The organism is Ruegeria sp. H7, from assembly GCF_056532945.1.
Window position 1 is genome coordinate 1 of record NZ_JBQFNZ010000001.1, and the last position, 21281, is coordinate 21281.

The 21281-nt window shown below is 60.2% G+C and carries 20 protein-coding genes; 6 read left to right on the forward strand and 14 right to left on the reverse strand.

The window, feature by feature from the left end:
* Positions 1–78 precede the first annotated feature (78 nt).
* The 4 genes from ACR0AC_RS00005 to ACR0AC_RS00020 form a co-directional block, all read right to left on the reverse strand.
* Positions 79–2439, reverse strand: coding sequence for a xanthine dehydrogenase family protein molybdopterin-binding subunit (locus tag ACR0AC_RS00005; RefSeq protein ID WP_170518268.1), 2361 nt, complete (start codon positions 2437–2439; stop codon positions 79–81).
* Between the two features lie 79 nt (positions 2440–2518).
* Positions 2519–3004, reverse strand: coding sequence for a (2Fe-2S)-binding protein (locus ACR0AC_RS00010; protein ID WP_170450996.1), 486 nt, complete (start codon positions 3002–3004; stop codon positions 2519–2521).
* Positions 3005–3157: 153 nt separating this feature from the next.
* Complete coding sequence (locus ACR0AC_RS00015) at positions 3158–4159, reverse strand: molybdopterin-binding protein (protein WP_480871594.1); 1002 nt, start codon at positions 4157–4159, stop codon at positions 3158–3160.
* Positions 4156–5124, reverse strand: a complete 969-nt coding sequence (locus ACR0AC_RS00020) for an XdhC family protein (protein ID WP_480625948.1) — start codon at positions 5122–5124, stop codon at positions 4156–4158. The genes ACR0AC_RS00015 and ACR0AC_RS00020 overlap by 4 nt, the downstream gene beginning before the upstream one ends.
* Before the next feature lie 218 nt (positions 5125–5342).
* Between ACR0AC_RS00020 and ACR0AC_RS00025 the strand changes: the two genes are divergently transcribed.
* On the forward strand, positions 5343–5843 hold the full coding sequence (locus ACR0AC_RS00025; RefSeq protein ID WP_170451001.1) for a hypothetical protein: 501 nt from the start codon (positions 5343–5345) through the stop codon (positions 5841–5843).
* A 3-nt stretch (positions 5844–5846) separates the two neighbouring features.
* On the opposite strand, the gene ACR0AC_RS00030 is transcribed toward ACR0AC_RS00025, so the two are convergent.
* Together ACR0AC_RS00030 and ACR0AC_RS00035 are read right to left on the reverse strand one after the other, a co-directional pair.
* A complete protein-coding gene (locus ACR0AC_RS00030; RefSeq protein ID WP_480871595.1) occupies positions 5847–7103 on the reverse strand; it encodes a vWA domain-containing protein in 1257 nt (418 codons plus the stop codon).
* Positions 7104–7161: 58 nt separating this feature from the next.
* Complete coding sequence (locus ACR0AC_RS00035) at positions 7162–8070, reverse strand: AAA family ATPase (protein ID WP_170621723.1); 909 nt, start codon at positions 8068–8070, stop codon at positions 7162–7164.
* 133 nt (positions 8071–8203) lie between these two features.
* Here ACR0AC_RS00035 and pyrC point away from each other — a divergent pair, with 133 nt between their 5' ends.
* Positions 8204–9241 carry a dihydroorotase gene (gene pyrC, locus ACR0AC_RS00040; RefSeq protein WP_170451124.1) on the forward strand — a complete coding sequence of 346 codons (1038 nt, stop codon included), beginning with the start codon at positions 8204–8206 and terminating at the stop codon, positions 9239–9241.
* On the opposite strand, the gene ACR0AC_RS00045 is transcribed toward pyrC, so the two are convergent.
* Both ACR0AC_RS00045 and ACR0AC_RS00050 read right to left on the reverse strand, forming a co-directional pair.
* A complete protein-coding gene (locus ACR0AC_RS00045) occupies positions 9238–10533 on the reverse strand; it encodes an MmgE/PrpD family protein (RefSeq protein WP_170451126.1) in 1296 nt (431 codons plus the stop codon). The two genes, pyrC and ACR0AC_RS00045, sit on opposite strands and share 4 nt — an antisense overlap.
* 38 nt (positions 10534–10571) lie before the next feature.
* Entirely contained in the window at positions 10572–11018 is a 447-nt protein-coding gene (locus ACR0AC_RS00050; RefSeq protein WP_170451128.1) for a type II toxin-antitoxin system RatA family toxin, read from the reverse strand.
* A 73-nt stretch (positions 11019–11091) separates the two neighbouring features.
* On the opposite strand from ACR0AC_RS00050, the gene hpt reads away from it, so the two are divergent.
* Positions 11092–11637, forward strand: a complete 546-nt coding sequence (hpt, locus tag ACR0AC_RS00055) for a hypoxanthine phosphoribosyltransferase (RefSeq protein ID WP_170451130.1) — start codon at positions 11092–11094, stop codon at positions 11635–11637.
* 9 nt (positions 11638–11646) lie between these two features.
* Here hpt and ACR0AC_RS00060 read toward each other — a convergent pair whose 3' ends face one another.
* Both ACR0AC_RS00060 and lipA read right to left on the reverse strand, forming a co-directional pair.
* Complete coding sequence (locus ACR0AC_RS00060; protein WP_480625946.1) at positions 11647–12789, reverse strand: amidohydrolase; 1143 nt, start codon at positions 12787–12789, stop codon at positions 11647–11649.
* On the reverse strand, positions 12786–13736 hold the full coding sequence (lipA, locus tag ACR0AC_RS00065; RefSeq protein ID WP_170518239.1) for a lipoyl synthase: 951 nt from the start codon (positions 13734–13736) through the stop codon (positions 12786–12788). The genes ACR0AC_RS00060 and lipA overlap by 4 nt, the downstream gene beginning before the upstream one ends.
* A 261-nt stretch (positions 13737–13997) precedes the next feature.
* On the opposite strand from lipA, the gene ACR0AC_RS00070 reads away from it, so the two are divergent.
* Entirely contained in the window at positions 13998–14546 is a 549-nt protein-coding gene (locus ACR0AC_RS00070) for a redoxin family protein (RefSeq protein WP_480581420.1), read from the forward strand.
* 48 nt (positions 14547–14594) lie between these two features.
* On the opposite strand, the gene ACR0AC_RS00075 is transcribed toward ACR0AC_RS00070, so the two are convergent.
* Together ACR0AC_RS00075 and ACR0AC_RS00080 are read right to left on the reverse strand one after the other, a co-directional pair.
* Positions 14595–15518 carry a LysR substrate-binding domain-containing protein gene (locus ACR0AC_RS00075; protein WP_480871596.1) on the reverse strand — a complete coding sequence of 308 codons (924 nt, stop codon included), beginning with the start codon at positions 15516–15518 and terminating at the stop codon, positions 14595–14597.
* 50 nt (positions 15519–15568) lie between these two features.
* Positions 15569–16639 (reverse strand): DUF6456 domain-containing protein, encoded by a 1071-nt coding sequence (locus ACR0AC_RS00080; RefSeq protein ID WP_480780533.1) that lies wholly within the window; start codon positions 16637–16639, stop codon positions 15569–15571.
* A gap of 240 nt (positions 16640–16879) precedes the next feature.
* Between ACR0AC_RS00080 and ACR0AC_RS00085 the strand changes: the two genes are divergently transcribed.
* Positions 16880–17179, forward strand: a complete 300-nt coding sequence (locus ACR0AC_RS00085; RefSeq protein WP_170518233.1) for a DUF6477 family protein — start codon at positions 16880–16882, stop codon at positions 17177–17179.
* Here ACR0AC_RS00085 and ACR0AC_RS00090 read toward each other — a convergent pair whose 3' ends face one another.
* Entirely contained in the window at positions 17180–18724 is a 1545-nt protein-coding gene (locus tag ACR0AC_RS00090; RefSeq protein ID WP_170518230.1) for a trimethylamine methyltransferase family protein, read from the reverse strand.
* A 133-nt stretch (positions 18725–18857) separates the two neighbouring features.
* Positions 18858–19553 (reverse strand): MgtC/SapB family protein, encoded by a 696-nt coding sequence (locus ACR0AC_RS00095; RefSeq protein WP_170734633.1) that lies wholly within the window; start codon positions 19551–19553, stop codon positions 18858–18860.
* A 157-nt stretch (positions 19554–19710) separates the two neighbouring features.
* Between ACR0AC_RS00095 and guaA the strand changes: the two genes are divergently transcribed.
* The gene (gene guaA, locus ACR0AC_RS00100; protein WP_480780518.1) at positions 19711–21270 is read left to right on the forward strand and encodes a glutamine-hydrolyzing GMP synthase; all 1560 of its coding nucleotides are present in this window, start codon (positions 19711–19713) and stop codon (positions 21268–21270) included.
* The last annotated feature ends 11 nt before the right edge of the window (positions 21271–21281 follow it).

Here is a 21281-nt window from a genome sequence, read left to right on the forward strand (position 1 = left end):
ATCATGCTCGGCGGGTTCCAGTCGAGCCGCGACATCTGTCACTACGCCGAAGTGTTCCGGCCCTCGCACCCCAACCTCTCAGCTGTTCATCGCCGCCCAAACGCGCGACGGGCTCACGGGCATGTCGATGTGATCGACCGCCTTGCCGCCCGAATTCAGCGCATCCAGCACCGCATTGACCACCGCAGGCGGAGAGCCAATCGCCCCGGCCTCACCACAGCCTTTCACCCCCAACGGGTTATGCGTACACGGCGTCTGGCTGGAATGATCCACGCCATAAAACGGCACGTCATCTGCGCGTGGCATCGCGTAATCCATGAAAGACGCGCTCAGCAGTTGCCCGTTTTCGTCATAGGCGCAGTTCTCCAGCAGGGCCTGACCGATCCCCTGCCCGATCCCGCCATGAACCTGACCATCAACGATCATAGGGTTGATGATGTTGCCGAAGTCATCCGCAGCGGTGAACTTTTCGATGCTGACCTGACCGGTTTCAGGATCGACCTCGACCTCACACGCATAGGCCCCTGCCGGAAAGGTGAAGTTGGCCGGATCGTAGAACGCAGTCTCTTCCAGCCCGGGCTCCACCTCCAGCGGATAGTTATGCGGCACATAGGCGGTCAGGGTCACATCGCCCCAGGCCACCGACTTGTCGGTGCCTGCCACGCTGAATTGACCATCCTTCAGCTCAATATCAGCCTCGGACGCTTCCAGCAGATGGGCGGCGATCTTCTTGGCCTTCTCGATCACCTTCTCTGTCGCCTTGACCATGGCCGAGCCACAGACCGCCAGAGACCGAGACCCATAGGTCCCCATCCCAAACGGAATCTTGGACGTATCCCCATGCACAATCTCGACCATCGACTCGTCGATACCGATCATGTCGGCCACCACTTGCGGAAAGGCGGTCTCGTGCCCCTGCCCGTGGCTATGTGCGCCGACCATGACGCTGATCGAACCGGTGGCATTCACCCGCACCGTCGCCGCGTCATAAAGACCCGCGCGGGCCCCCAACATGCCAACGATGTTCGAGGGCGCAATCCCGCACGCCTCGATATAGCAGTTGATGCCAAGACCACGCAGTTTTCCATTGGCTTCACTGGCCGACCGGCGCGCGGCAAAGCCCGCCAGATCGGCGGCGGCCTCCAATTTATCCATCGTCCCGTTGTAGTTGCCGGTGTCATAGGTCAGCGCCACCGGCGTGTCATAGGGGAACTGGGTGACAAAGTTCTGGCGGCGCAGGGCAATCGGATCGACGCCCAACTCGCGCGCGGCCTTGTCCACCACGCGCTCCAACTGGAACGTCGCCTCGGGCCGACCCGCACCGCGATAGGCATCCACCGGAACCGTATTGGTGAACATCGCCTTCACGTTCACCTGAATGACCGGCGTCTTGTAGTTGCCCGCCATCAGCGTGCCGTGCAGCCATGTGGGCACGGAACTTGAGAAGGTCGACAGATACGCCCCAAGATTCGCGAAGGTATTCGTGCGCAGACCGATGAAGTTATTGTCGGCATCCAGCGCCAGTTCGATGGTACTGACATGATCGCGACCATGAGCATCCGACATGAACGCCTCGGACCGGCTGGACGACCATTTGACCGGACGGCCGCAAGCTTTGGCGGCAAAGGTCACGAACGCCTCTTCCGCATAGTGGAAGATCTTGGTGCCGAAACCACCGCCCACATCCGGCGCGACCACGCGGACCTTGTGTTCAGGCAGGCCCAGAACAAAGGCGCACATCAGCAGACGGATCACATGCGGGTTCTGCGAGGTGGTATAAAGCGTATATTCCTCGGTCGCACGAGCGTATTCAGCGACGGCAACGCGCGGCTCCATCGGGTTAGCAACCAATCGGTTGTTCACCAGATCCAGAGTGGTCACATGCGCCGCGTTGGCAAACACCTCATTGACCTTGGCATCGTCGGCCTCACCCAACTGCCAGTCATAGCAGATGTTGTTTTTCAGATCGTCATGGACCAGCGTCGCGCCATCCTGTGCGGCGGCCTTCATGTCGATCACGGCAGGCAGTTCTTCGATATCGACCTCAATCGCCTCGGCGGCGTCGCGGGCCTGTTCCAGACTATCGGCCACAACGGCGGCAATCGGATCGCCCACATGGCGCACCTTGCCCTGGGCCAGAATCGGATGTGGAGGTTCCTGCATGGGCGCGCCGTGCTTGTCGGTCACTTCCCAGCCGCAAGGCATCCCGCCCACGCCTTCGAAATCCTTGCCGGTGAAAACCTTGACCACACCCGGCATCCCCTCGGCCGCCGAAGTATCGACGGATTTGATCCGCCCATGCGCGATGTCGGACCGCAGGAAATGCACATAGGCCTGGTTATGTACGTTGATGTCGTCGGTGTAATTGCCTGCTCCGGTCAGAAAGCGCACGTCCTCGCGGCGCTTGGAACTGGCTCCGATGCCACTGTCTTTGGGCATTGCTTGTTCTCCTCCCATAAACGGATGCGGATGCATCCTCTGTCATCCCACGGGCGTCTCCCTTACGCCCGCAGTGGCATCATTCGGCAGCGATGCTGCTGGCGTCCTGACCCGAAGCGGCCATGATCGCCTTGACGATGTTGTGGTATCCGGTGCAGCGGCACAGGTTGCCTTCCAGATACTTGCGGATCTCGGCCTCGGTCGGGCGCGGATTGTCTTTCAGCAGGGCCGCGGCACTCATCACCATACCCGGCGTGCAGAACCCGCATTGCAGCCCGTGGTGATCCTGAAATGCCTGCTGAATGACGTTCAGCGACCCGTCCGGATTGGCCTGACCTTCGATGGTACCCACGTCGGCCCCATCAGCCTCAAGCGCCAGCATGTTGCAGGATTTGACCGCCTCACCATTCACATGCACCACACAGGCGCCGCATTGGGCCGTATCGCAGCCTACATGTGTGCCCGTCAGCGACAGGTGGTCGCGCAGAAAGCTGGACAGCAGGGTCCGGCCTTCGACGTCACCGCTAACGGATTTACCGTTCACGGTCATTGAGACCTGTGTCATGAGTTCCTCCCAGTTTTGATTTTCTCCCTTGCGACCGAGTTAAACACGGGAATTTTCGTTTGAGAACAAAAATCTTGTCGCGTTCAACGCTCCGAGCGTCGCTTAACACTCATAACCTAAAGTGGCGGGGATAGAGGTCAAAATGCCGTAGCGTCACGGCCTGCGCTGGGCGCGCGGCTGAGGTCGTGTCGGGATTTCCTTGAGCAATCCGCCCACACCCATGGCCGCAATATCCGCGCCTGTGGTCTCGACACCGCAGGCAACGCGGGACAGAACCCAATCCGCGCCGTTCAAAGCAGGCGAGCGTGCGCAACCCGGCAGGCCAATCACGGGCCGATCCCCCATCGCACCCAGAAACAGCAGATTACCGGGATCAACCGGCATGCCGAACCGATCCACCGCCCCACCCGCTGCCCGCACAGCCGAAGGTGCCACATCATCCACATCCGAGGTGGCCGAGGCGGTCAGGATCATCAGAACGTCGCCCTGCGTTCCGGCAATGGCCTTCGCAAGGGGATCGGTGTCATGCGCGACGATCTGCACGTCGCACAACTCCATCCCCAACAGTTCGACCCGCCCCCGCATGGCCGCGATGCCTTTTTCGTTCGGTGGTCCGCCGGGAATATCCGTCACGATCAGACCAGCGGTCTTGTGAACCGGCGCAATCAGTTGAATTGCGCTTTGCGCAAGGCTTGCTGCGCGCTGAACGTCTACTTCGGGCACGGCGTAGGAAATCACCTTGATCGTCGCGACCATTCCGCCATCGCTCATCTGCTGATGCTGCGGAACAGTGGCGACGGTGATCATTGGGTTGACCTGATTGAACTGCTCCAGCGCGGCCACGTCCAGCGCCACGACGCCCGGCCCGTTGGCCAGCAAGTTGACGCGCCCCGTAAATGCTTCGGTCACGCGCAGGTTCGCCGCCGACGGGTCAGGTACCAAAGCCTTGGCCAACAGCGTAGCCGCCTCGTCCTCGTGACAGTCGCCGGGTTCCAGACGGGCCACGACAATTTCGGTCAAACCGGCCTGTGTCAGTTGTGCGATGTGATCTTCGGTCAGTCTCAGGCCCTTGCGCAGCTTACCGTCCGCGGCCATGACCGAATGCGCCAGAATCGCCCCGCTTGCATCGGCTACGGGCACCGGGCCAAACTTCATGCTTTGCCTCGCAGAACAGCCGTCATCTGAGCCAGGATCGCAACGGCAATTTCCGAAGGATCAGCGGCCCCGATGTCCAGACCAATTGGCCCGTGTATTCTGCCGATCTGCGCATCGGTAAACCCGGCAGCAACCATACGCTCGACCCGTTTGGCATGGGTTCGCTTTGACCCCAGCGCGCCGATGTAGAACACGTCCGCCTCCAACGCGGCTTGCAGCGCGGGGTCGTCCAGCTTGGGGTCATGGGTCAGCAGAACAACCGCTGTGCGCGTGTCCAGTCCCAGTTTCAAAACGGCTTCGTCCGGCCAATCGGTGAGAATCTTTTCACCGGGAAAACGCGCATCCGACGCGAAGGCATCGCGCGGGTCCACGATGGCCGGGTCATATCCCGCAATCCGCGCCATTGGCACCAGAGCCTGCGCGATGTGAACCGCACCGACGACGATCAGGCGCAACGGCGGGTTATGGACGGCGACAAAGGTCTCTCCATCCTCTTCAAACCCTGACCGGTCCATGCGCAGTCGGTCGGGGTATTTGTTGCGCCTCAGGGCGCGGTGGCCGCTGTTAATATTGACCTCATAAGCCAGCGGCTCGCGCGCCGCCCGCGCGGCGACCAGTTCGGCCAGCATCGATTCAGGCAGGACGCGGCCAACCGGCTCAACCAGAACCCGGATGGTGCCGCCACAAGCCAGACCCACGGCAAAGGCGTCTTCGTCGCTGACGCCAAACTCCAGCAATCGCGCCTCGCCCTCATCAATGGCTTCCAGCGCCTCGACGATCACCGCGCCTTCGACGCACCCGCCGGACACGGACCCTTCGATCCGCCCATCACCGCCAATCACCAACTGAGCGCCCACCCGGCGCGGTGCACTGCCCCAGGTCTCGACCACCGTCGCCAGGGCCGCACCGCGTCCTTTGCGGTGCCAGTCCAAAGCGGTTTCCGGGCTGTTGTCGAATCGCTCCATCGAAGCCTCCTGAGGTCATCGGACTCAACATAGTCAGGAAAAGCGGGAAGAAAAGCATGTGGGGCGGTCCCCGCTCAGGGACGAGCTTGCTTGGGGGCAAAGGTTCCTTCGTATTCACATAAGCAAAGCATTGATTGTCTGCGCCCGTGCTTTTAGCCTGCAGCTACCTTCGGGGCCAATCCCGGACGTGCCCCCATTTTCAAAACGGAGACAGAGAGTTGAAACGCATTCTTACACTCGGCGCAGCCTTTGGGCTGTTGGCGTCAACCGCAGCCTGGGCTGATACATTTGAACGCTATGGCGAGGTCGAAGGCTGGAAGGTCTTCATCGACAATGAAAAGAAATCCTGCCTGATCGAAGCGATCGATGACTCGGAAAATGTGGTTCAAATGGGCCTGACCGAGGATCGCGCCGTGGGCTATGTCGGCGTATTTACCAAAGCCGAAACGGACATCAAGCGCGGTGAGAAAGAAGCCGTGGCGATCATTCTGGGCGACAACCTGTATCTGGGTGAGGCCACGGGGATGAAGGGAAACATCACCAAGGGGTATTCAGGCGGCTACGTGCTGTCGGACGATCCGCAATTCGCGGAAGATCTGGCCAAACAGAAGGTCATGATCGTGTTCCCGGAAAAATCCTTTGGATTCACCGTCGATCTGACTGGTACTTACAAAGCCATCGAAATGGCGCGCGAGTGCAATGAAAAACAGCTGGGCTGACGCTTAGCCGGAAAGCGCGGAGATCAGCCGCGCTTTCTCTCCCACATCCTGTGGTTCCGAAATGACGGTCGCCAGATCTTCGAGCGATGCAATCGAGTGACCGGCGCGGAAGCTGTCCACGTGCGGCAGCATGGCAGCCACACCCTGCGCCTTTGGTGCGAACCCATCCCATCGCAGCAACGGATTGAGCCAGATCAGACGGCGCGCCGACAGGTGCAGACGTTTGGTTTCTTTCGCCAAGGCGTCCGTGTCGCCACGATCCAGCCCGTCCGAGATCAGCAGAACAACGGCACCCTGCCCCATCACGCGCCGCGACCAGTCGCGGTTGAACGCGTGCAGACAGTCCCCGATCCGTGTGCCACCCTCCCAATCCTGCGCTTCGGCCCCGGCGGCGGCCAGCGCGGCGTCCACGTCGCGTTGATGCAGATGGCGAGTAATATTGGTCAGTCGTGTGCCGAAGGTGAAAGCGTGGACCTTGGCCCATCCGGCGCCCTTGGCGTTCGAGACGGTGTGCAGGAAATGCAGGATCAGGCGGCTGTATTGGCTCATTGAACCCGAGATGTCGCAAAGAACCACAAGATTGGGCCAGCGTGGCCTAGGTTTTTGCAGCGCAATGTCCCGTATCTCACCACCCTGACGCATGGCTGCGCGCAGGGTTCTGGCGCGGTCGATGCGGTGGCCCAGAGGGTTGGCCTGCGCCCGCCTGCTGGCAATCGGATGAACCGGCAAGGTAAGACGCGCCAGAAGGCGTTTGGCCTGCGCGATTTCATCCGTGCTCATCTGCTCAAAATCCAGACTGCGCAACCTTTCCTCGGAAGACGCAGTTTGCGAGGCGTCAATGTCGAGCGCGGTCTCGCCTTCATCTTCCGCAGGCTCGGGCAGATCACGTTCAACCCCGTCCAGCAGCGCCTCGGCTGCGCGCTTTTCGGCGGCGTCGGCTTTGCGTTCTTCCTGCACGCCCCGAATGGCGGGCAGCATCATGGACATCATGTGTTCCAGATAGCGCGGGTCGCGCCAGTAGAGGCGAAAAACCTGTGCAAAGACGGTGCGATGTTCAGGTCGGTTCACGAAACAGGCATGCAGGGTCCAGTAGAAATCCTGCCGTTGGGTGAAACCCGCCGCCTGCACGGCACGAATTGCGTCGACCACCCGACCTGTCCCGATGGGCAGTCCCGCCTTGCGCAGCGCACGGGCGAAATGGGTGATGTTTTGCGCCAGTTTCGGATCTGCGGGGGTGTCGAGCGTAAGGTGTTCGGCCATTACCTTTCATGGGGGCTCTGCCCCCATACCCCCGAGGTATTTTTGAACAGAAGAAGCATCAGGCGGGTTCGAGGTCGGCTTTTGCCTCATCCAGAATGCGTTTGGCTTCAGAGCCTTGCAGTTTCTGGATGTCGTCCTGGTATTTCAGGATCGCGCCGAGCGTGTCGCCGATGACCTCGGGGCTGAGGTTGATAACGTCCAGCGCCAGCAGGCATTTGGCCCAGTCGATGGTTTCGGCCACGCCGGGCTTTTTGAACAGGTCTTCTGTGCGCAGGCGTTGAACAAAGGCGACAACCTCGCGGCTGAGTGTCTCGGCGGCTTCGGGGGCGCGGGCGTGCAGGATTTCGATTTCGCGGTTGAAATCGGGGTAGTCGACCCAGTGGTAGAGGCAGCGGCGTTTGAGGGCGTCATGCACCTCGCGCGTGCGGTTCGAGGTGACGATGACGATGGGTGGCTCGGGCGCATGGACGGTGCCGAGTTCCGGGATTGTGACCTGAAAATCGCTGAGCGCTTCCAGCAGGAACGCCTCAAAAGGTTCATCGGTGCGGTCGAGTTCGTCAATGAGCAGCACCGGCGCGCCGTGCTCATCAGGTCGCATGGCTTGCAGCAAAGGGCGTTCGATCAGGTAATCGTCCGAGAACAGCTCGGTTTGCAGGGCTGTTCGGTCCGCACCGCCAGCGGCCTCAGCCGTGCGGATGGCAACCATTTGCGCCGGAAAGTTCCATTCATAGACGGCTGAGGAGGCATCCAGCCCTTCATAACACTGCAGGCGGATCAGGCGGCGCCCCAAACCCGCGGCCAGTGCCTTTGCGATTTCGGTCTTTCCAACGCCTGCCTCACCTTCCAGAAACAGCGGGCGGCCCAGCTTGAGCGCCAGAAAAACCACCGTCGCCAATGCCCGGCCGCACACGTAACCTTGCGCGCCCAGTGTTTGCTGAACGGCATCAATGGAACTTGGTTGGGTCATGCATGTTCTCCTTGCGGCCTAACAGGTCATGGGCCGGGGTCTTCGTCAAGCCTGCGGTGGGGGAAGAGGTACGGCGATCCTGCGCGCTGACAAGGTCTTTTCCGGCGGCGGGGTCTGTGCTAGCGGGTGCGTCATGACCGATAGCATCACGATCCGCCGCCCCGACGACTGGCACCTGCATCTGCGCGATGGCGCGATGCTGCAGGCCGTTCTGCCCGAAACCGCACGCCATTTTGGCCGTGCGATCATCATGCCCAATCTGGTGCCCCCGGTGGTGACCGGTGCCCATGCCGCCGCCTATCGCGAGCGCATCATGGCCGCGCTGCCCGAGGGGATATCCTTTGAACCACTGATGACCCTGTACCTGACCGAGGATACGGACCCGGACGATCTGGCCGCTGCCCATGCAAGCGGGCTGGTCAAGGCGGTCAAGTTGTATCCGGCGGGGGCCACGACGAATTCGCATTCCGGCGTGCGGAATTTCGACAATGTGCGCCCTGTGCTGGAACGCATGGCCGAGATTGGCCTGCCCCTGTGTGTGCATGGTGAAGTGACAGATGCCGAGATCGACATTTTCGACCGCGAGGCGGTGTTCATCGACCGCGTTCTGGACCCGATCCGCAAGTCCACGCCGGGCCTGCGGGTGGTGATGGAGCATATTACGACCCGTGACGGTGTTCAGTACGTCAAAGCCAACGACACCGATCTGGGCGCAACAATCACGGCGCATCACCTGATCATCAACCGCAACCACATTCTGGTTGGCGGGATCAAACCGCATTACTACTGCCTGCCCGTCGCCAAGCGCGAGGAGCATCGGTTAGAGCTGCTGAAAGCCGCGACCTCGGGTGATCCACGCTATTTCCTGGGCACCGACAGCGCGCCTCATACCGATGACAACAAGGAAATGGCCTGTGGGTGCGCGGGGTGCTTCACGGCGACCAACACCATGTCGCTGGTGGCCGAGATGTTCGACCGCGAAGGGGCGTTGGACAAGCTGGAAGGGTTCGTTTCCCTGAACGGGCCTGCCTTCTATGGCCTGCCTGTGAACGAAGGTTCGATCACGCTGACCAAAGGCGAACCGGTCGAATACCCCGACAAGATCGAAACCGGAGATGGCCCGGTAACCGTGTTCGACCCCGGTTTTCCCCTGCACTGGCGCGTGGATTAACCCGCCAGTTTTGCAGCCAGATCGCGGGCGCGACCACCGGTGCGCAGCATCGACCAGATCGCGTCCGCCTCAATCCCTCCGATCAGTTTCGAGGCTTTGGCACGTACCCGGTCTTCCCGGTCGGACAGAGACATTGGGGTCATGAGGTCATAGGTTGCCTCGCGCCGCGCCCCGTCGCGCCGCAGCAAGGTCAGGCGAGCCTCAGTTTCGGAAAGGGAGTCATCCGCTTCGACAGTGATACGATCTTGCAGCGACCGGATGCGCGGGTCGGCACAGACCTTCTCAGAGTAGCTGCCCGGTAACGCGGTGTCATATCCCAACGCCTGCATTGCAATCACCGTGCGATACGAGAATTTCGCGCCCAATCCGGTGGTCGGAGATATCTGGTTACACACGCTCATCCAGCGCGGGTGGGTTATTACCTTGATCTCGGCCACTTCGGGTTCGGCGATATCCAAAGAAAGCGCCGCCTCTAGCGCCGCGTGCAACCCATGGCAGCAGGCGTGGAACTTGTGGCTGACGGATTCGAACAGCCATTCGTCGCCCAACCCATCCAGAGCGGCCGCAGCATCCGCAGCCCCCTGATGCGTCGCGCCAAAGCCATAGGGCCCTTCCAGCGCGTCCGCGTTGGGTTCAAATCCGCGCTTGACCAGCAGCGCCGCCTCAACCCCATTCGAGGCTGCCAAACCCGCGTTGTAAGGCTTGCCCATCGTGCCGAACTGAGCCTTCAGACCCGCCGAACGGGTCGCCGTCAGGCCCAGCACCTGACGCATCTGATCGGCGTCGAACTGTAACAGACGCCCCACCGCCACCGCCGCCCCAAAGGCCCCGGCCGTTGCCGTTTGGTGAAACCCGGCCTGATAGTGGCCGCGCCCCAGCCACAGGCCGATGCGGATCGAGACCTCCATCCCGATCAGGGCCGCTTCGAGGAAGTCCACAAGAATACGATCATCCCATTCCGACACCGCCAGCGCTGCAGGCAGAACCGCGACCGAAGGGTGGCCGATATGGGCGAAATGGGTGTCGTCATAATCCAAGGCATGGGACACCGTACCATTGACCAGAGCCGCCGCGCGAAGGGGCGCGCGCGCCCCGCCGAACATATGCGCCTGGGCGGTGCCCCCCTCCTCTAGCACCATATCCCGAACGGTATTGGATACTGGTTCATCCGCCCCGGCGCGGCCAACGGCGACCCAATCCAGAACAGATAGCGACGTGACAATCCGTGCCTGCGCAGTGGTCGAGATCGGGCCCGCGGCAAAAGCCGCCAATGCTGATGTGAAATCTGACATGAGGCGCAGTCTAACGTGCGCCGTTCGTTGGTAAAGCCTTAGCTGTAAAGCTCGGCGGCACGAGCCTCAAACGCGCGAACGATGCGCTGCATGGCCTCGTTGAAGACCACGCCAATGATGCCCTGCAGGATGGCGTTCTTGAATTCGAAATCCACATGGAACGACACGTTGCAGCCCCCGTCCGGCGCGTCTTCGAACTGCCAGTCGGATTTCATGTATTTGAACGGACCGTCCAGATATTCGGTGTCGATCTTCTTCTGATCCGCGAACAGCGTCACCCGGCTGCCGAACCGTTCGCGAAACACTTTGAATGAGATGACCAGATCGGCCTCCATCACCTCGGCCTCGCCTGCCGCATAGGTCTTGCGGATACGGGCCGCTGCGCACCAGGGCAGAAACTGCGGGTATTTCGCCACATCCGCGACCAGATCATACATCTGCTGGGCGGTGTATGGCAGGTGGCGGGTTTCCGAGTGGATGGGCATGGCATTCAGGCATTTAAAGGTGACAATGGCGCGTCATGTCGTATGTTGCGCGCCAAAGATCAAGGGGGCTGCGATGACTGACCGCGCTTATGTGATAGATGAGATGATCTCGGCCAAGGCCATCGCGGCGCGGATTGAGGAGCTTTGTCGCAAGATTTCCGAGGAATTCGGCAATACCGACAAGCTGGTCGTGGTGGGCCTATTGCGGGGCAGTTTCGTCTTCATCGCCGATCTGGTGCGCGAGCTGGACCTGCCCATCGAGGTCGATTTTCTTGAGGCGTCGTCTTACGGCGATTCCATGGAGAGCAGCCGGGAAGTGCGTATTCTCAAAGACTTGCGCGGCGCAATTGAAGGGCGCGACGTATTGGTGGTCGAGGATATTGTCGACACTGGCCACACGCTGAACCACGTCACCAACCTGCTGCACAGCCGCAATCCCAAGCGTCTGAAATCCATCGCCCTGCTGGACAAACCCAGCCGACGCGAGGTTGATTTCCGCTCGGACTGGATCGGGTTTGAGATCCCGGATGAGTTTGTTGTCGGTTACGGAATTGACTACGCACAGCGCAATCGCAATTTGCCCTTTATTGGCAAGGTGCGCTTTACCGAAGACACGTAAGCGGCTGGCTTAACCCAAAACCTGACGGACCGCATTCAGAAAGATTCCGGTTCCGATCGGGATCAACGCATCGGGAAAATCGTAATCCGGGTTGTGCAACTGCGGATGATCGCGCCCGGCCCCGAGCCAGAACATCGCGGTCTTCGCGTCTTTGCCGAATTGGCCGAAATCCTCGGAAAACCGCTGTGGTGCGTTGGTCCGTTTACACGCAACGTTTTGGGCGGCGCAGGCTTGGGCCAAAATCTCCACCGCATCCGAATGATTGGTGCAGGCGTCGAAAACGTCTTCGTAAGTGATCGTGGCACCCAGCCCCTCGGACTGCGAGACCTGCTGCACCAGGGTCTCGGCATCCGCAATCAGTTTGGACATCCGGTCGTCGGATACCGTTCGCAGCGTCACCCAAAGCTCGGCCTGTCCGGGGGCGACGCCGAATGTCTGTTCGCCCAAACTGGCATGGGTGATCGTGGTCAGAGCGTAATCCGCGTTCAGCGCGCCACCACCGCCAAGCGCCGTCAGCGCCGGGATCAAAGCCGCCAACGCGCCCGCCGGAGAGACCCCGTCCTGAGGCGCGGCCGCGTGCGACGTCTTACCCGTCAACGCAATACGCATCCCGCGTGACGCGCAATTGGCGGGGCCTTTACACAGCTCGACCGCGCCAAGTTGCAAACCCGGAAGATTATGCAGCGAAAACACGAAATCAGGTGCGATTTCAGCGAATTGAGGATCGGCGCGGAAGGCTGTGGCCCCCTGCCCGGTTTCCTCGGCAGGCTGGAAGATCAAAACAACGCGACCTCGTTCGGGGCGCTGTTTCTGCAACGCCAGCGCCACGCCCAACACCATCGACATATGGCCGTCATGCCCGCACAGATGCCCCCGGCCCGGTCTCTGCGAGACGTAAGGAACATCCGAGAGTTCCTGAATCGGTAACCCATCCAGCTCACACCGAATACCAACGCATGGCCCGTCCTGACCGCTGTCGAACACAGCGGCGACGCCGTGCCCACCAAGCCCGGTCAACACGCAATCCGCGCCGATGCCGCGCAATTCATCCGCAATCCGGGCGGCGGTCTCGTGCTCGGCTCCGGACAGTTCGGGCTGTTTGTGCAAGCCATGGCGCAACCCAATCAGCCGCGCCAGCGTGTCAGGTGTCACGCCTGCCCCAGCTTCTCTTGCCGGGCGGCGCGCAGGCGGGCGAAATCATCGCCTGCGTGATAGGACGACCGGGTCAACGGCGTGGCCGAGACCATCAGGAACCCTTTGCCATAGGCCGCTTTTTCGTACGACTCGAACTCTTCTGGCGTGACAAACCGGTCCACCGCGTGGTGCTTGGGCGTCGGTTGCAGATACTGACCGATGGTCAGGAAATCGATATCGGCGGCGCGCATGTCGTCCATCACCTGACCGACCGACTGTTTGTCTTCGCCCAGACCCACCATGATGCCGGACTTGGTGAAGATCGACGGGTCCAGTTCTTTCACCCGCTGCAACAGGCGCAGCGAATGGAAATACCGCGCGCCGGGACGGACCTCGGGGTAAAGGCCCGGTACGGTCTCAAGATTGTGGTTGAACACGTCCGGTTTCGCCTCGACAACAGTCTCAAGCACTTCGGGCGCGCATTTCAGGAAATCCGGCGTCAGAATCTCAATCGTCGTCTTGGGTGAGCGATGACGGACCGCGCGGATGGTCTGCGCAAAATGCTCGGCCCCGCCATCGGTCAGGTCATCGCGATCCACCGAGGTAATCACCACGTGGTTCAGACCCAGTTTTTCAACCGCATGTGCCACGCGGCCGGGCTCGAACACGTCCAGCGCATCGGGGCGCCCGGTGGCGATGTTGCAGAAGGTGCAGCCGCGCGTACAGATCTCACCCATGATCATCATGGTGGCGTGGCCCTGACTCCAGCACTCGCCTACATTCGGGCACCCGGCCTCTTCGCAGACGGTGACCAGATTGTTTTCACGCATGATCTTATGCGTGTCGGCATAGCCTTTCCCACCGGGGGCCTTGACCCGGATCCACTTCGGTTTCTTGGGCTGTGCATTGTCCGGGCGATGCGCCTTTTCGGGGTGACGTTGCTCGGGGATTTTCAGATCTCGCACGGGCAGTTTTCCTGACTTTGGGTCAACTTTCTGTTCTCATAACATAAAGCAGTCGTAGGTGTTACGCCAGCGACGCATAGCCGCTATGCAAGCCATCCAAGTCGTGCAATTTAGTTTAACCTTAAACTATATCTTTGCCATACATTTCAATGGACAAACCCAAAAGCGACGCTTTGCGATCGCAGCATTTCTTGGATTGAAGGCAGTTTAGACCTGTTTTAAATCACGCCCGGATCACATGTGAATGACAGGAGCTTGAACGTGAAAACCGGAACCAAACTGCCGCAGGTTACCTTCCACACCCGCGTCCGCGACGAGGCTGTCGAAGGCCCCAACCCCTATCGCTGGCAGGATATGACAACCGCAGATTACTTTGCGGGCAAGCGGGTCATCTTGTTCTCGCTTCCTGGCGCGTTCACGCCGACCTGCTCGACATATCAACTGCCCGGTTTCGAAAAAGGCCACGCAGATTTCGTCGCCAAGGGTGTGGACGAGATTTACTGCATGTCGGTCAATGACAGCTTTGTCATGAACAAATGGGCGCAGGATCAGGGCCTGAAAAACGTCAAGGTCATCCCCGACGGATCCGGCGAATTCACCCGCAAGATGGGCATGCTGGTCGACAAGGACAATCTGGGCTTTGGAATGCGCTCGTGGCGCTATGCTGCGATCATCAATGACGGTGTGGTCGAGGCGTGGTTCGAAGAGCCCGGCCTGATGGATAACTGCCCTGAAGATCCCTATGGCGTGTCCTCGCCGGAAAACCTGATGCAGCACCTGCAACAGGTGGCTGAGCCTGAACTGGCCTGAGGCACGATCCGTCTTTATCGGATTGGCCCGCCCCTTCGGCGGGCCTTTTCAGTTTCGCGTGGCGGACACGATGGATTCTCCGACCTCGCGGATAACCTCGGCCAGCCGGTCAGACCAGTCTTCATCCCCGCTGGACGCACGGCGGACCAGACCCACAGTGCGGGCCGGTTGTGGCGCGCCAAAGCGGAGCAGTTTCAGGCCGGGAACCGCCTCACCCTCGGCCCGTGCGGCAAGTTCCGGGATCAGGGTCAGGCCAAACCCTTCGGCCACCAAGCGCGACAGGGTCGCCAGCGAGGATGCGCCCATGTTGATCTGGCCGCTGCCCCGATCCTGACCACATACCTCAAGCGCCTGATCCGTCAGGCAATGACCGTCTTCCAACAGCATCAATTGCGCAGATTGCAGGTCCAGCGGGCGCAGCATGTCCGGGGTTGCGGATACTTTTTCCAACCGCGCGGCGCTGCCTGCCAACAGGAACTGATCCTGAAACAGGGGCGTCTCCCTGAACTCCGACCCCGCGACAGGCAGGGCCAGAACAGCGGCGTCAATCTCTCCGGTACGCAGCAGGGTCAGCAGGTGTTCGGTTCTGGCCTCGCGGATCTGCACCCGCAGCAAGACATCGCCGGCCCTTAACCCGGCCAGAACGCCGGGCAGCAGATACGGCGCAATGGTCGGGATGATCCCGATCGACAGCGACCGATGCCCGCCTGAATGATCGCGCGCAAATTGATCCAAACGGTCTGCGGCACCAAGGATCAGCCGCGCGCGGTCCAGAACATCCCGGCCAAGCGGTGTCAGAAGTATATCGCGCGCCTGCCGTTCGAACAGCACACCGCCCATGGTTTCCTCAAGCGCTTTGATCTGAACGGACAAAGCAGGCTGCGATACGTTACAGACCTGCGCCGCGCGCCCAAAGTTGCGCTGCTCGGCCACGGCCTGAAAATATTGCAGCTGTCTGAGTGTGAAATTCATAACCCCTGCTTATCACCACCCAAGTGATCTGCAAGGGTTATGTATGACTTCTAACCGATCATCCGATCCCGTTCAGCCTGATCTTCATAGTGTCGTTTCAGGCGCTGCAAAGCGATGCGCAGGACGATTTTACCGGACCGCGCCGACCATCCCATACGCTTTTCCGCCAATTCCAGCCCTTCCAGATAGCAGCAACACCGCAAGGCAACATCGCTGAGACCCGGACCCAGATCAGACAAGGCCCGCGCCACCCGGTCGCGCGCATCAGAGGACCCGCGTCCGCCATGCGACTCGCTGCCGAAACTGCCCCGGCCACCGCTTGTAAGAAACCGGTCCCAATTCTGCGCCACCTGAGGGCCGATCTGCGCCAGTTCAAAATCTTCGCGCAGGCGCTCTCCTGCACTGACAAGGGTCTCGTCCAGAAAGGGTTTACCGTCCCGATCCCGACGCCGCGCCAGCGCGATCAGCGGGCTTTCTGCAGCGCTATAGCGGATGCGCCGCGCCCGGTCGCCTTGGTCCGAGGCGGCTTTGGCCTGAAACGGTGTTTGCGCCTCGGCCATACCAAATTCATTGCGCGCGCGGGCTTTGTTTTCGGCCTTGGCCACAAGACGGCTTAGCGCGGTGCGACCTGATGCCGATATCCTATACCGTGAAATCCGCCCGGGATTGTCGCAGGTGATCCAGTCCTGCAAGGCCAGCGCCTGTGCAATCCTGCATTCGACCACGGCGGTTCGGGTCGCACCGGCCTCGCCCGTATCCCGAACGACAACTGCCTTGTCCATATCTTCGGCCACGGCAAGCACCGACCCGGTTTCGCACAAACGGCGCAGAACGCGCATGGCTTCCTGATCGAAAACGTCCTCTTCCCCCTCGTCCGGCAAGGCACGGTGGTTTTCGGAAATCGAAAAATGGGTTTGGGCCAGCGATTGCAGGGCTGCATCCACAAGCGGATCGTCACGGCGCATTTCAATGCGTCTGATCTGCCGAAGAATGGTCGACGCATGGCACCCTGCCGATCGCGCGATATCCCGTATCGATCGGCCGGTCTCGGTATGAGCAAGGTATCTTTGCGCCCCTTCAGGCACCCATGCCGGGATGGTGAAAGCCACGTTGTTTTCCATATTCATTTGCCCTCGTCGACAAAACAGACTGCCACTTTTCGCCCTCGGAATTTGAGTTAACCAAATCTAACTAGAGGTGCTTTCGTTACTCGTTCGTTAACCCCAACGGCCTGGAACCAGATTTGATTCAAAAAGATAAACAGTCGTGAAACCATCGTTCGGGGGGAGCCGAACTAAGGCAACACCCGCTTAGGTTGTGTGACAAACAGGCCGTCAAAGCTCGTACAAGGGAACACGAACATGCAGGACCTGATGACCATGATCACAACGCTTCGCCGCCCCCGACTGCTGGCACGGGCGGCCAAACACGGGGCGCAGGATTACAATCGGGACCGGCACCTGCAACGCATTCTGGGATATGGTTCGCTGCCCGGCACAGGCGCGGCCCTGATGCGGTTGCTAGAGCTTGAGAGAGAGGTAAATGAGCAACGAAAAGAAGAAGATGCTGCCTATTCTCTGGTCCGGCATCTGGATCTTCTGATTGCCCTGTTGGGCGAGGCGCAGCTGTATCAGGCCAGCCGCGCCTCGTACACTACTTGATCAGATGAAAGCGTCCGGCATAGAGGCTTTCTTTTCCGCTACATAAGCCTCAAGCGCGGCGGCTTTGTCCGGGTCCATCTGCGGCTGCTGATAGTTTGCCAGCAGATGCTCGACCCGCGCAGTTGCCAGGGCGCGCGTATCGCGGGCGCCTTCTTCCTGCCAGGTCTCGAACGGCTTGTAGTCCAGCATTTCGGTTTTCCAGAACGCGTCCTTGAAATTGGCCTGCGTATGCGCGCAACCCAGATAGTGACCGCCCGGCCCGACTTCGCGGATCGCGTCCATGGCCAGCGCGTTTTCGTCATAGGTCACGCCTTTGGCCAAGCCGTGCAGAATGCCCAGTTGATCGGCATCCATGACGAATTTCTCGAAATCAGCGACCAGACCGCCTTCAAGCCAGCCGCAGGCATGCAGCATGAAGTTCACACCCGACAGCAGACCCATGTTCAACGAGTTGGCTGTTTCATACGCCGCCTGCGCGTCCGGCAGTTTCGACCCGCAGAACGAGCCGGCCGAACGGTAAGGCAGGTTCAGACGCCGCGCCAACTGGCCCGCGCCATAGGTGATGTGCGAAGCCTCGGGCGTTCCGAATGTCGGCGCACCCGAGTTCATGTCGATCGAGGTCACCATCGCGCCGAAAATCGCAGGTGCGCCGGGGCGAATAATCTGGCTATAGGCGACACCGGCCAGAACCTCGGCCAGAACCTGCGTCAGCGTCCCGGCGACCGACACCGGAGCCATCGCGCCGCCGACGATGAACGGAGAGATGATGCAGGCCTGATTGTTGCGTGCATAGACCTCCAGGGACCCCATCATCACATCGTCGAAGGTCATCGGCGAGTTGATGTTGGTCAGCGAGGTCATCACCGTGTTTTCCTGCACGAACTCTTTGCCGAACAGGATCTCGCACATCTCAACCGAATCCTGCGCGCGACTGGGGTCGGTCACGGATCCCATAAAGGGTTTGTCCGACAGGGTCATATGCGCCAAGAGCATATCCAGGTGACGCTTGTTCACCGGAATATCGGTCGGTTCGCACACTGTCCCGCCCGAGTGGTGCAGCCACTTGGACATATAGGCCAGTTTCACGAATTTGTTGAAGTCATCCATGGTCGCATAACGGCGACCGCCCTGCGCGTCACGCACGAATGGCGGGCCATAGACCGGGGCAAGCACCAGATTGCGGCCGCCAATTTCGACCGATTTCTCGGGGTCGCGGGCGTGTTGCGTGAATTGGCTGGGGGCGGTCTTGATCAACTCTCGCGCTAGACCGCGTGGGATGCGCACACGCTCACCATCGATATCCGCGCCCGCATCGCGCCAGCGTTCCAGCGCCGCCGGGTTGTCGACGAAGTTGACGCCGATCTCTTCCAGCACGGTTTCCGCGTTGTATTCGATGATCTCCAACGCTTCTTCGTTGAGAACTTCGAAATTCGGAATGTTGCGTTCGATATACTTTGCAGTTTCGATGCGAACCGCGGTGCGCTCGGCCCGGCGGGCAGCGCCACCGCCGCCTCTCGCCCTGCGCCGGGTGTTTGCCTCTGCCATGAGAAAATCCCGTCTGAATGGTTAGATTGACCGTTTAGTTACAGGATTGAGCATCATCGAGCATATGGTTTACGGCGCTCTGGGGGGAAAAGCGACATCGGGCCTTATGTTGGCGTAGATCTGCACCGTCGCGTTACGCTTCGGAAACCGTATCCCATTCAATGCTGTCGATGCTCGGCTCAAGCATCAGAGGGGCGACAACCTTGTGCTGCAGCTCCTCGGGGTGATCTTCCATCGAGACCAGAACAGCGATTGTTCGTTTGCCTTCCACCGCATCGCCCTTTTCAAAGCCAACGATTCGAACATCGTTTTGCGCCAATGCCTTGAGAACAGCGACACGCGCATCTGCCTGCGTCTCTTCCGAGCATTGAAGAAGGATTTTGAACTCTTGCGTCAGCGGCACCCCGGCACGCGTGGTGCGCTTGAGCCATTTCACCAACGGCCTAAGCCCGAGATTCACAAAAATCACGAAACCCGTCATCATGACGGCAAACACCCAGGCCCCTGCCCCCGCCATCATTCCGACGGCAGCCGAGCACCACAGGGTAGCGGCCGTATTCAGGCCATGAATGGTGAAGCCATGACGGAAAATGATACCGGCCCCCAGAAAGCCGATGCCCGAAACGACCTGCGCCGCAACGCGCGTCGGGCTCACCTCATCCGGAAACAGCGCCGAGAATACAACAAAAGCAGCAGCACTCAGCGCGACCAGCGCATTTGTCCGCAGCCCGGCCATTCTTTGGCGGACCTGACGCTCGGACCCGATTAGCGCGCCGCAAAACAGCGCCAATGCCAGATTCAGTGCGGCAATCTCGATGGAAATCGGCAATTTCGGTCCCTTGTTCTATTTGTATATACATCGACCCAGCCGAGTTGTCATAATTTCGTTACAAAACTTTTACAATTCCTTTTTTTGAATCGCTGAACCCCTTTGAGAATCAGAGGTTGCTCTTGCGAAACAGGTGCGCTTGGCCTAAGGCGCGGATATGACCCAAGACACCCATGACCGCCTTCTGATCATCGACTTCGGCAGCCAGGTAACGCAGCTGATTGCCCGTCGCCTGCGTGAACTGAACGTCTATTGCGAAATCCACCCCTACCAAAATGTCACGATGGATGTGGTGCGCCGGATGGCGCCGCGCGCCGTGATCTTTTCAGGCGGCCCGGACAGCGTCACGCGCGAGGGATCGCCCCGCGCCCCGCAAGAGATTTTCGACTACGGCGTGCCGATCCTTGGCATTTGCTACGGTCAGCAGGTGATGATGCACCAGCTTGGCGGCAAGGTCGAAAGCGGCCATGGCACTGCCGAATTCGGTCGTGCCTTTGTTACACCGGAAAGCAAGCTAGACATTCTGGACGGCTGGTTCGCTGACGGCGACGAACAGGTCTGGATGAGCCACGGCGACCATGTCAGCGAAATTGCACCGGGTTTTGAGGTCTACGGCACCTCGCCCAACGCGCCCTACGCGATCACAGCAGACCCCGCGCGCCACTTCTATGCGGTGCAATTCCACCCCGAGGTGCACCACACGCCCAAAGGCGCAAAGCTGTACGAAAACTTCGTCAAGCTGGCCGGGTTCAAGGGCGATTGGACCATGGGTGCCTATCGCGAAGAGATGATCCGCAATATCCGTGAACAGGTTGGCGACAAAAAGGTCATCTGCGGTCTGTCCGGCGGCGTCGACAGCTCGGTCGCGGCGATCCTGATTCACGAGGCTATCGGCGACCAGCTGACCTGTGTCTTTGTCGATCACGGCCTGCTGCGCAAGAACGAAGCCGCCGAGGTCGTGGGCATGTTCCGCGACAACTACAACATTCAGCTGATCCACGCGGATGAAAGCGAGCTGTTCCTTGGCGAGTTGGACGGTCAGAGCGACCCGGAAACCAAACGCAAGATCATCGGCAAACTGTTCATCGACGTGTTCCAGAAACACGCCGACACCATCGATGGGGCCGAGTTCCTGGCGCAAGGAACGCTGTACCCCGACGTGATCGAATCCGTCTCGTTCTCGGGCGGGCCCTCGGTGACAATCAAGTCGCACCACAATGTCGGCGGCCTGCCGGAAAAGATGGGCCTGAAACTGGTCGAACCCCTGCGCGAATTGTTCAAGGACGAAGTCCGGGCACTGGGCCGCGAACTGGGCCTGCCAAACAGCTTCATCGGCCGCCACCCCTTCCCCGGACCGGGGCTGGCCATCCGCTGCCCGGGCGAGATCACCCGCGAAAAGCTGGAGATCCTGCGCGATGCCGATGCCATCTACATCGACCAGATCCGCAAACACGGCCTTTACGACGACATCTGGCAGGCCTTCGTTGCCATTCTGCCCGTGCGCACCGTTGGCGTTATGGGTGACGGCCGCACCTATGACTATGCCTGTGCCTTGCGCGCTGTGACCTCGGTCGATGGTATGACCGCCGATTACTATCCGTTCAGCCACGAGTTCCTGGGCGAAACCGCCACGCGAATCATCAACGAGGTCAAGGGCATCAACCGCTGCACCTATGACATCACATCAAAACCCCCCGGAACGATCGAGTGGGAATGACAGAGCATCGC

Bases quoted from the DNA above. Each gene is read 5' to 3' on its own strand.
- ACR0AC_RS00005 (WP_170518268.1), bottom strand. From the start codon at position 2,439: ATGCCCAAAGACAGTGGCATCGGAGCCAGTTCCAAGCGCCGCGAGGAC.
- ACR0AC_RS00010 (WP_170450996.1), bottom strand. From the start codon at position 3,004: ATGACACAGGTCTCAATGACCGTGAACGGTAAATCCGTTAGCGGTGAC.
- ACR0AC_RS00015 (WP_480871594.1), bottom strand. From the start codon at position 4,159: ATGAAGTTTGGCCCGGTGCCCGTAGCCGATGCAAGCGGGGCGATTCTG.
- ACR0AC_RS00020 (WP_480625948.1), bottom strand. From the start codon at position 5,124: ATGGAGCGATTCGACAACAGCCCGGAAACCGCTTTGGACTGGCACCGC.
- ACR0AC_RS00030 (WP_480871595.1), bottom strand. From the start codon at position 7,103: ATGGCCGAACACCTTACGCTCGACACCCCCGCAGATCCGAAACTGGCG.
- ACR0AC_RS00035 (WP_170621723.1), bottom strand. From the start codon at position 8,070: ATGACCCAACCAAGTTCCATTGATGCCGTTCAGCAAACACTGGGCGCG.
- pyrC (WP_170451124.1), top strand. From the start codon at position 8,204: ATGACCGATAGCATCACGATCCGCCGCCCCGACGACTGGCACCTGCAT.
- ACR0AC_RS00045 (WP_170451126.1), bottom strand. From the start codon at position 10,533: ATGTCAGATTTCACATCAGCATTGGCGGCTTTTGCCGCGGGCCCGATC.
- ACR0AC_RS00050 (WP_170451128.1), bottom strand. From the start codon at position 11,018: ATGCCCATCCACTCGGAAACCCGCCACCTGCCATACACCGCCCAGCAG.
- hpt (WP_170451130.1), top strand. From the start codon at position 11,092: ATGACTGACCGCGCTTATGTGATAGATGAGATGATCTCGGCCAAGGCC.
- ACR0AC_RS00075 (WP_480871596.1), bottom strand. From the start codon at position 15,518: ATGAATTTCACACTCAGACAGCTGCAATATTTTCAGGCCGTGGCCGAG.
- ACR0AC_RS00080 (WP_480780533.1), bottom strand. From the start codon at position 16,639: ATGGAAAACAACGTGGCTTTCACCATCCCGGCATGGGTGCCTGAAGGG.
- ACR0AC_RS00085 (WP_170518233.1), top strand. From the start codon at position 16,880: ATGCAGGACCTGATGACCATGATCACAACGCTTCGCCGCCCCCGACTG.
- ACR0AC_RS00090 (WP_170518230.1), bottom strand. From the start codon at position 18,724: ATGGCAGAGGCAAACACCCGGCGCAGGGCGAGAGGCGGCGGTGGCGCT.
- guaA (WP_480780518.1), top strand. From the start codon at position 19,711: ATGACCCAAGACACCCATGACCGCCTTCTGATCATCGACTTCGGCAGC.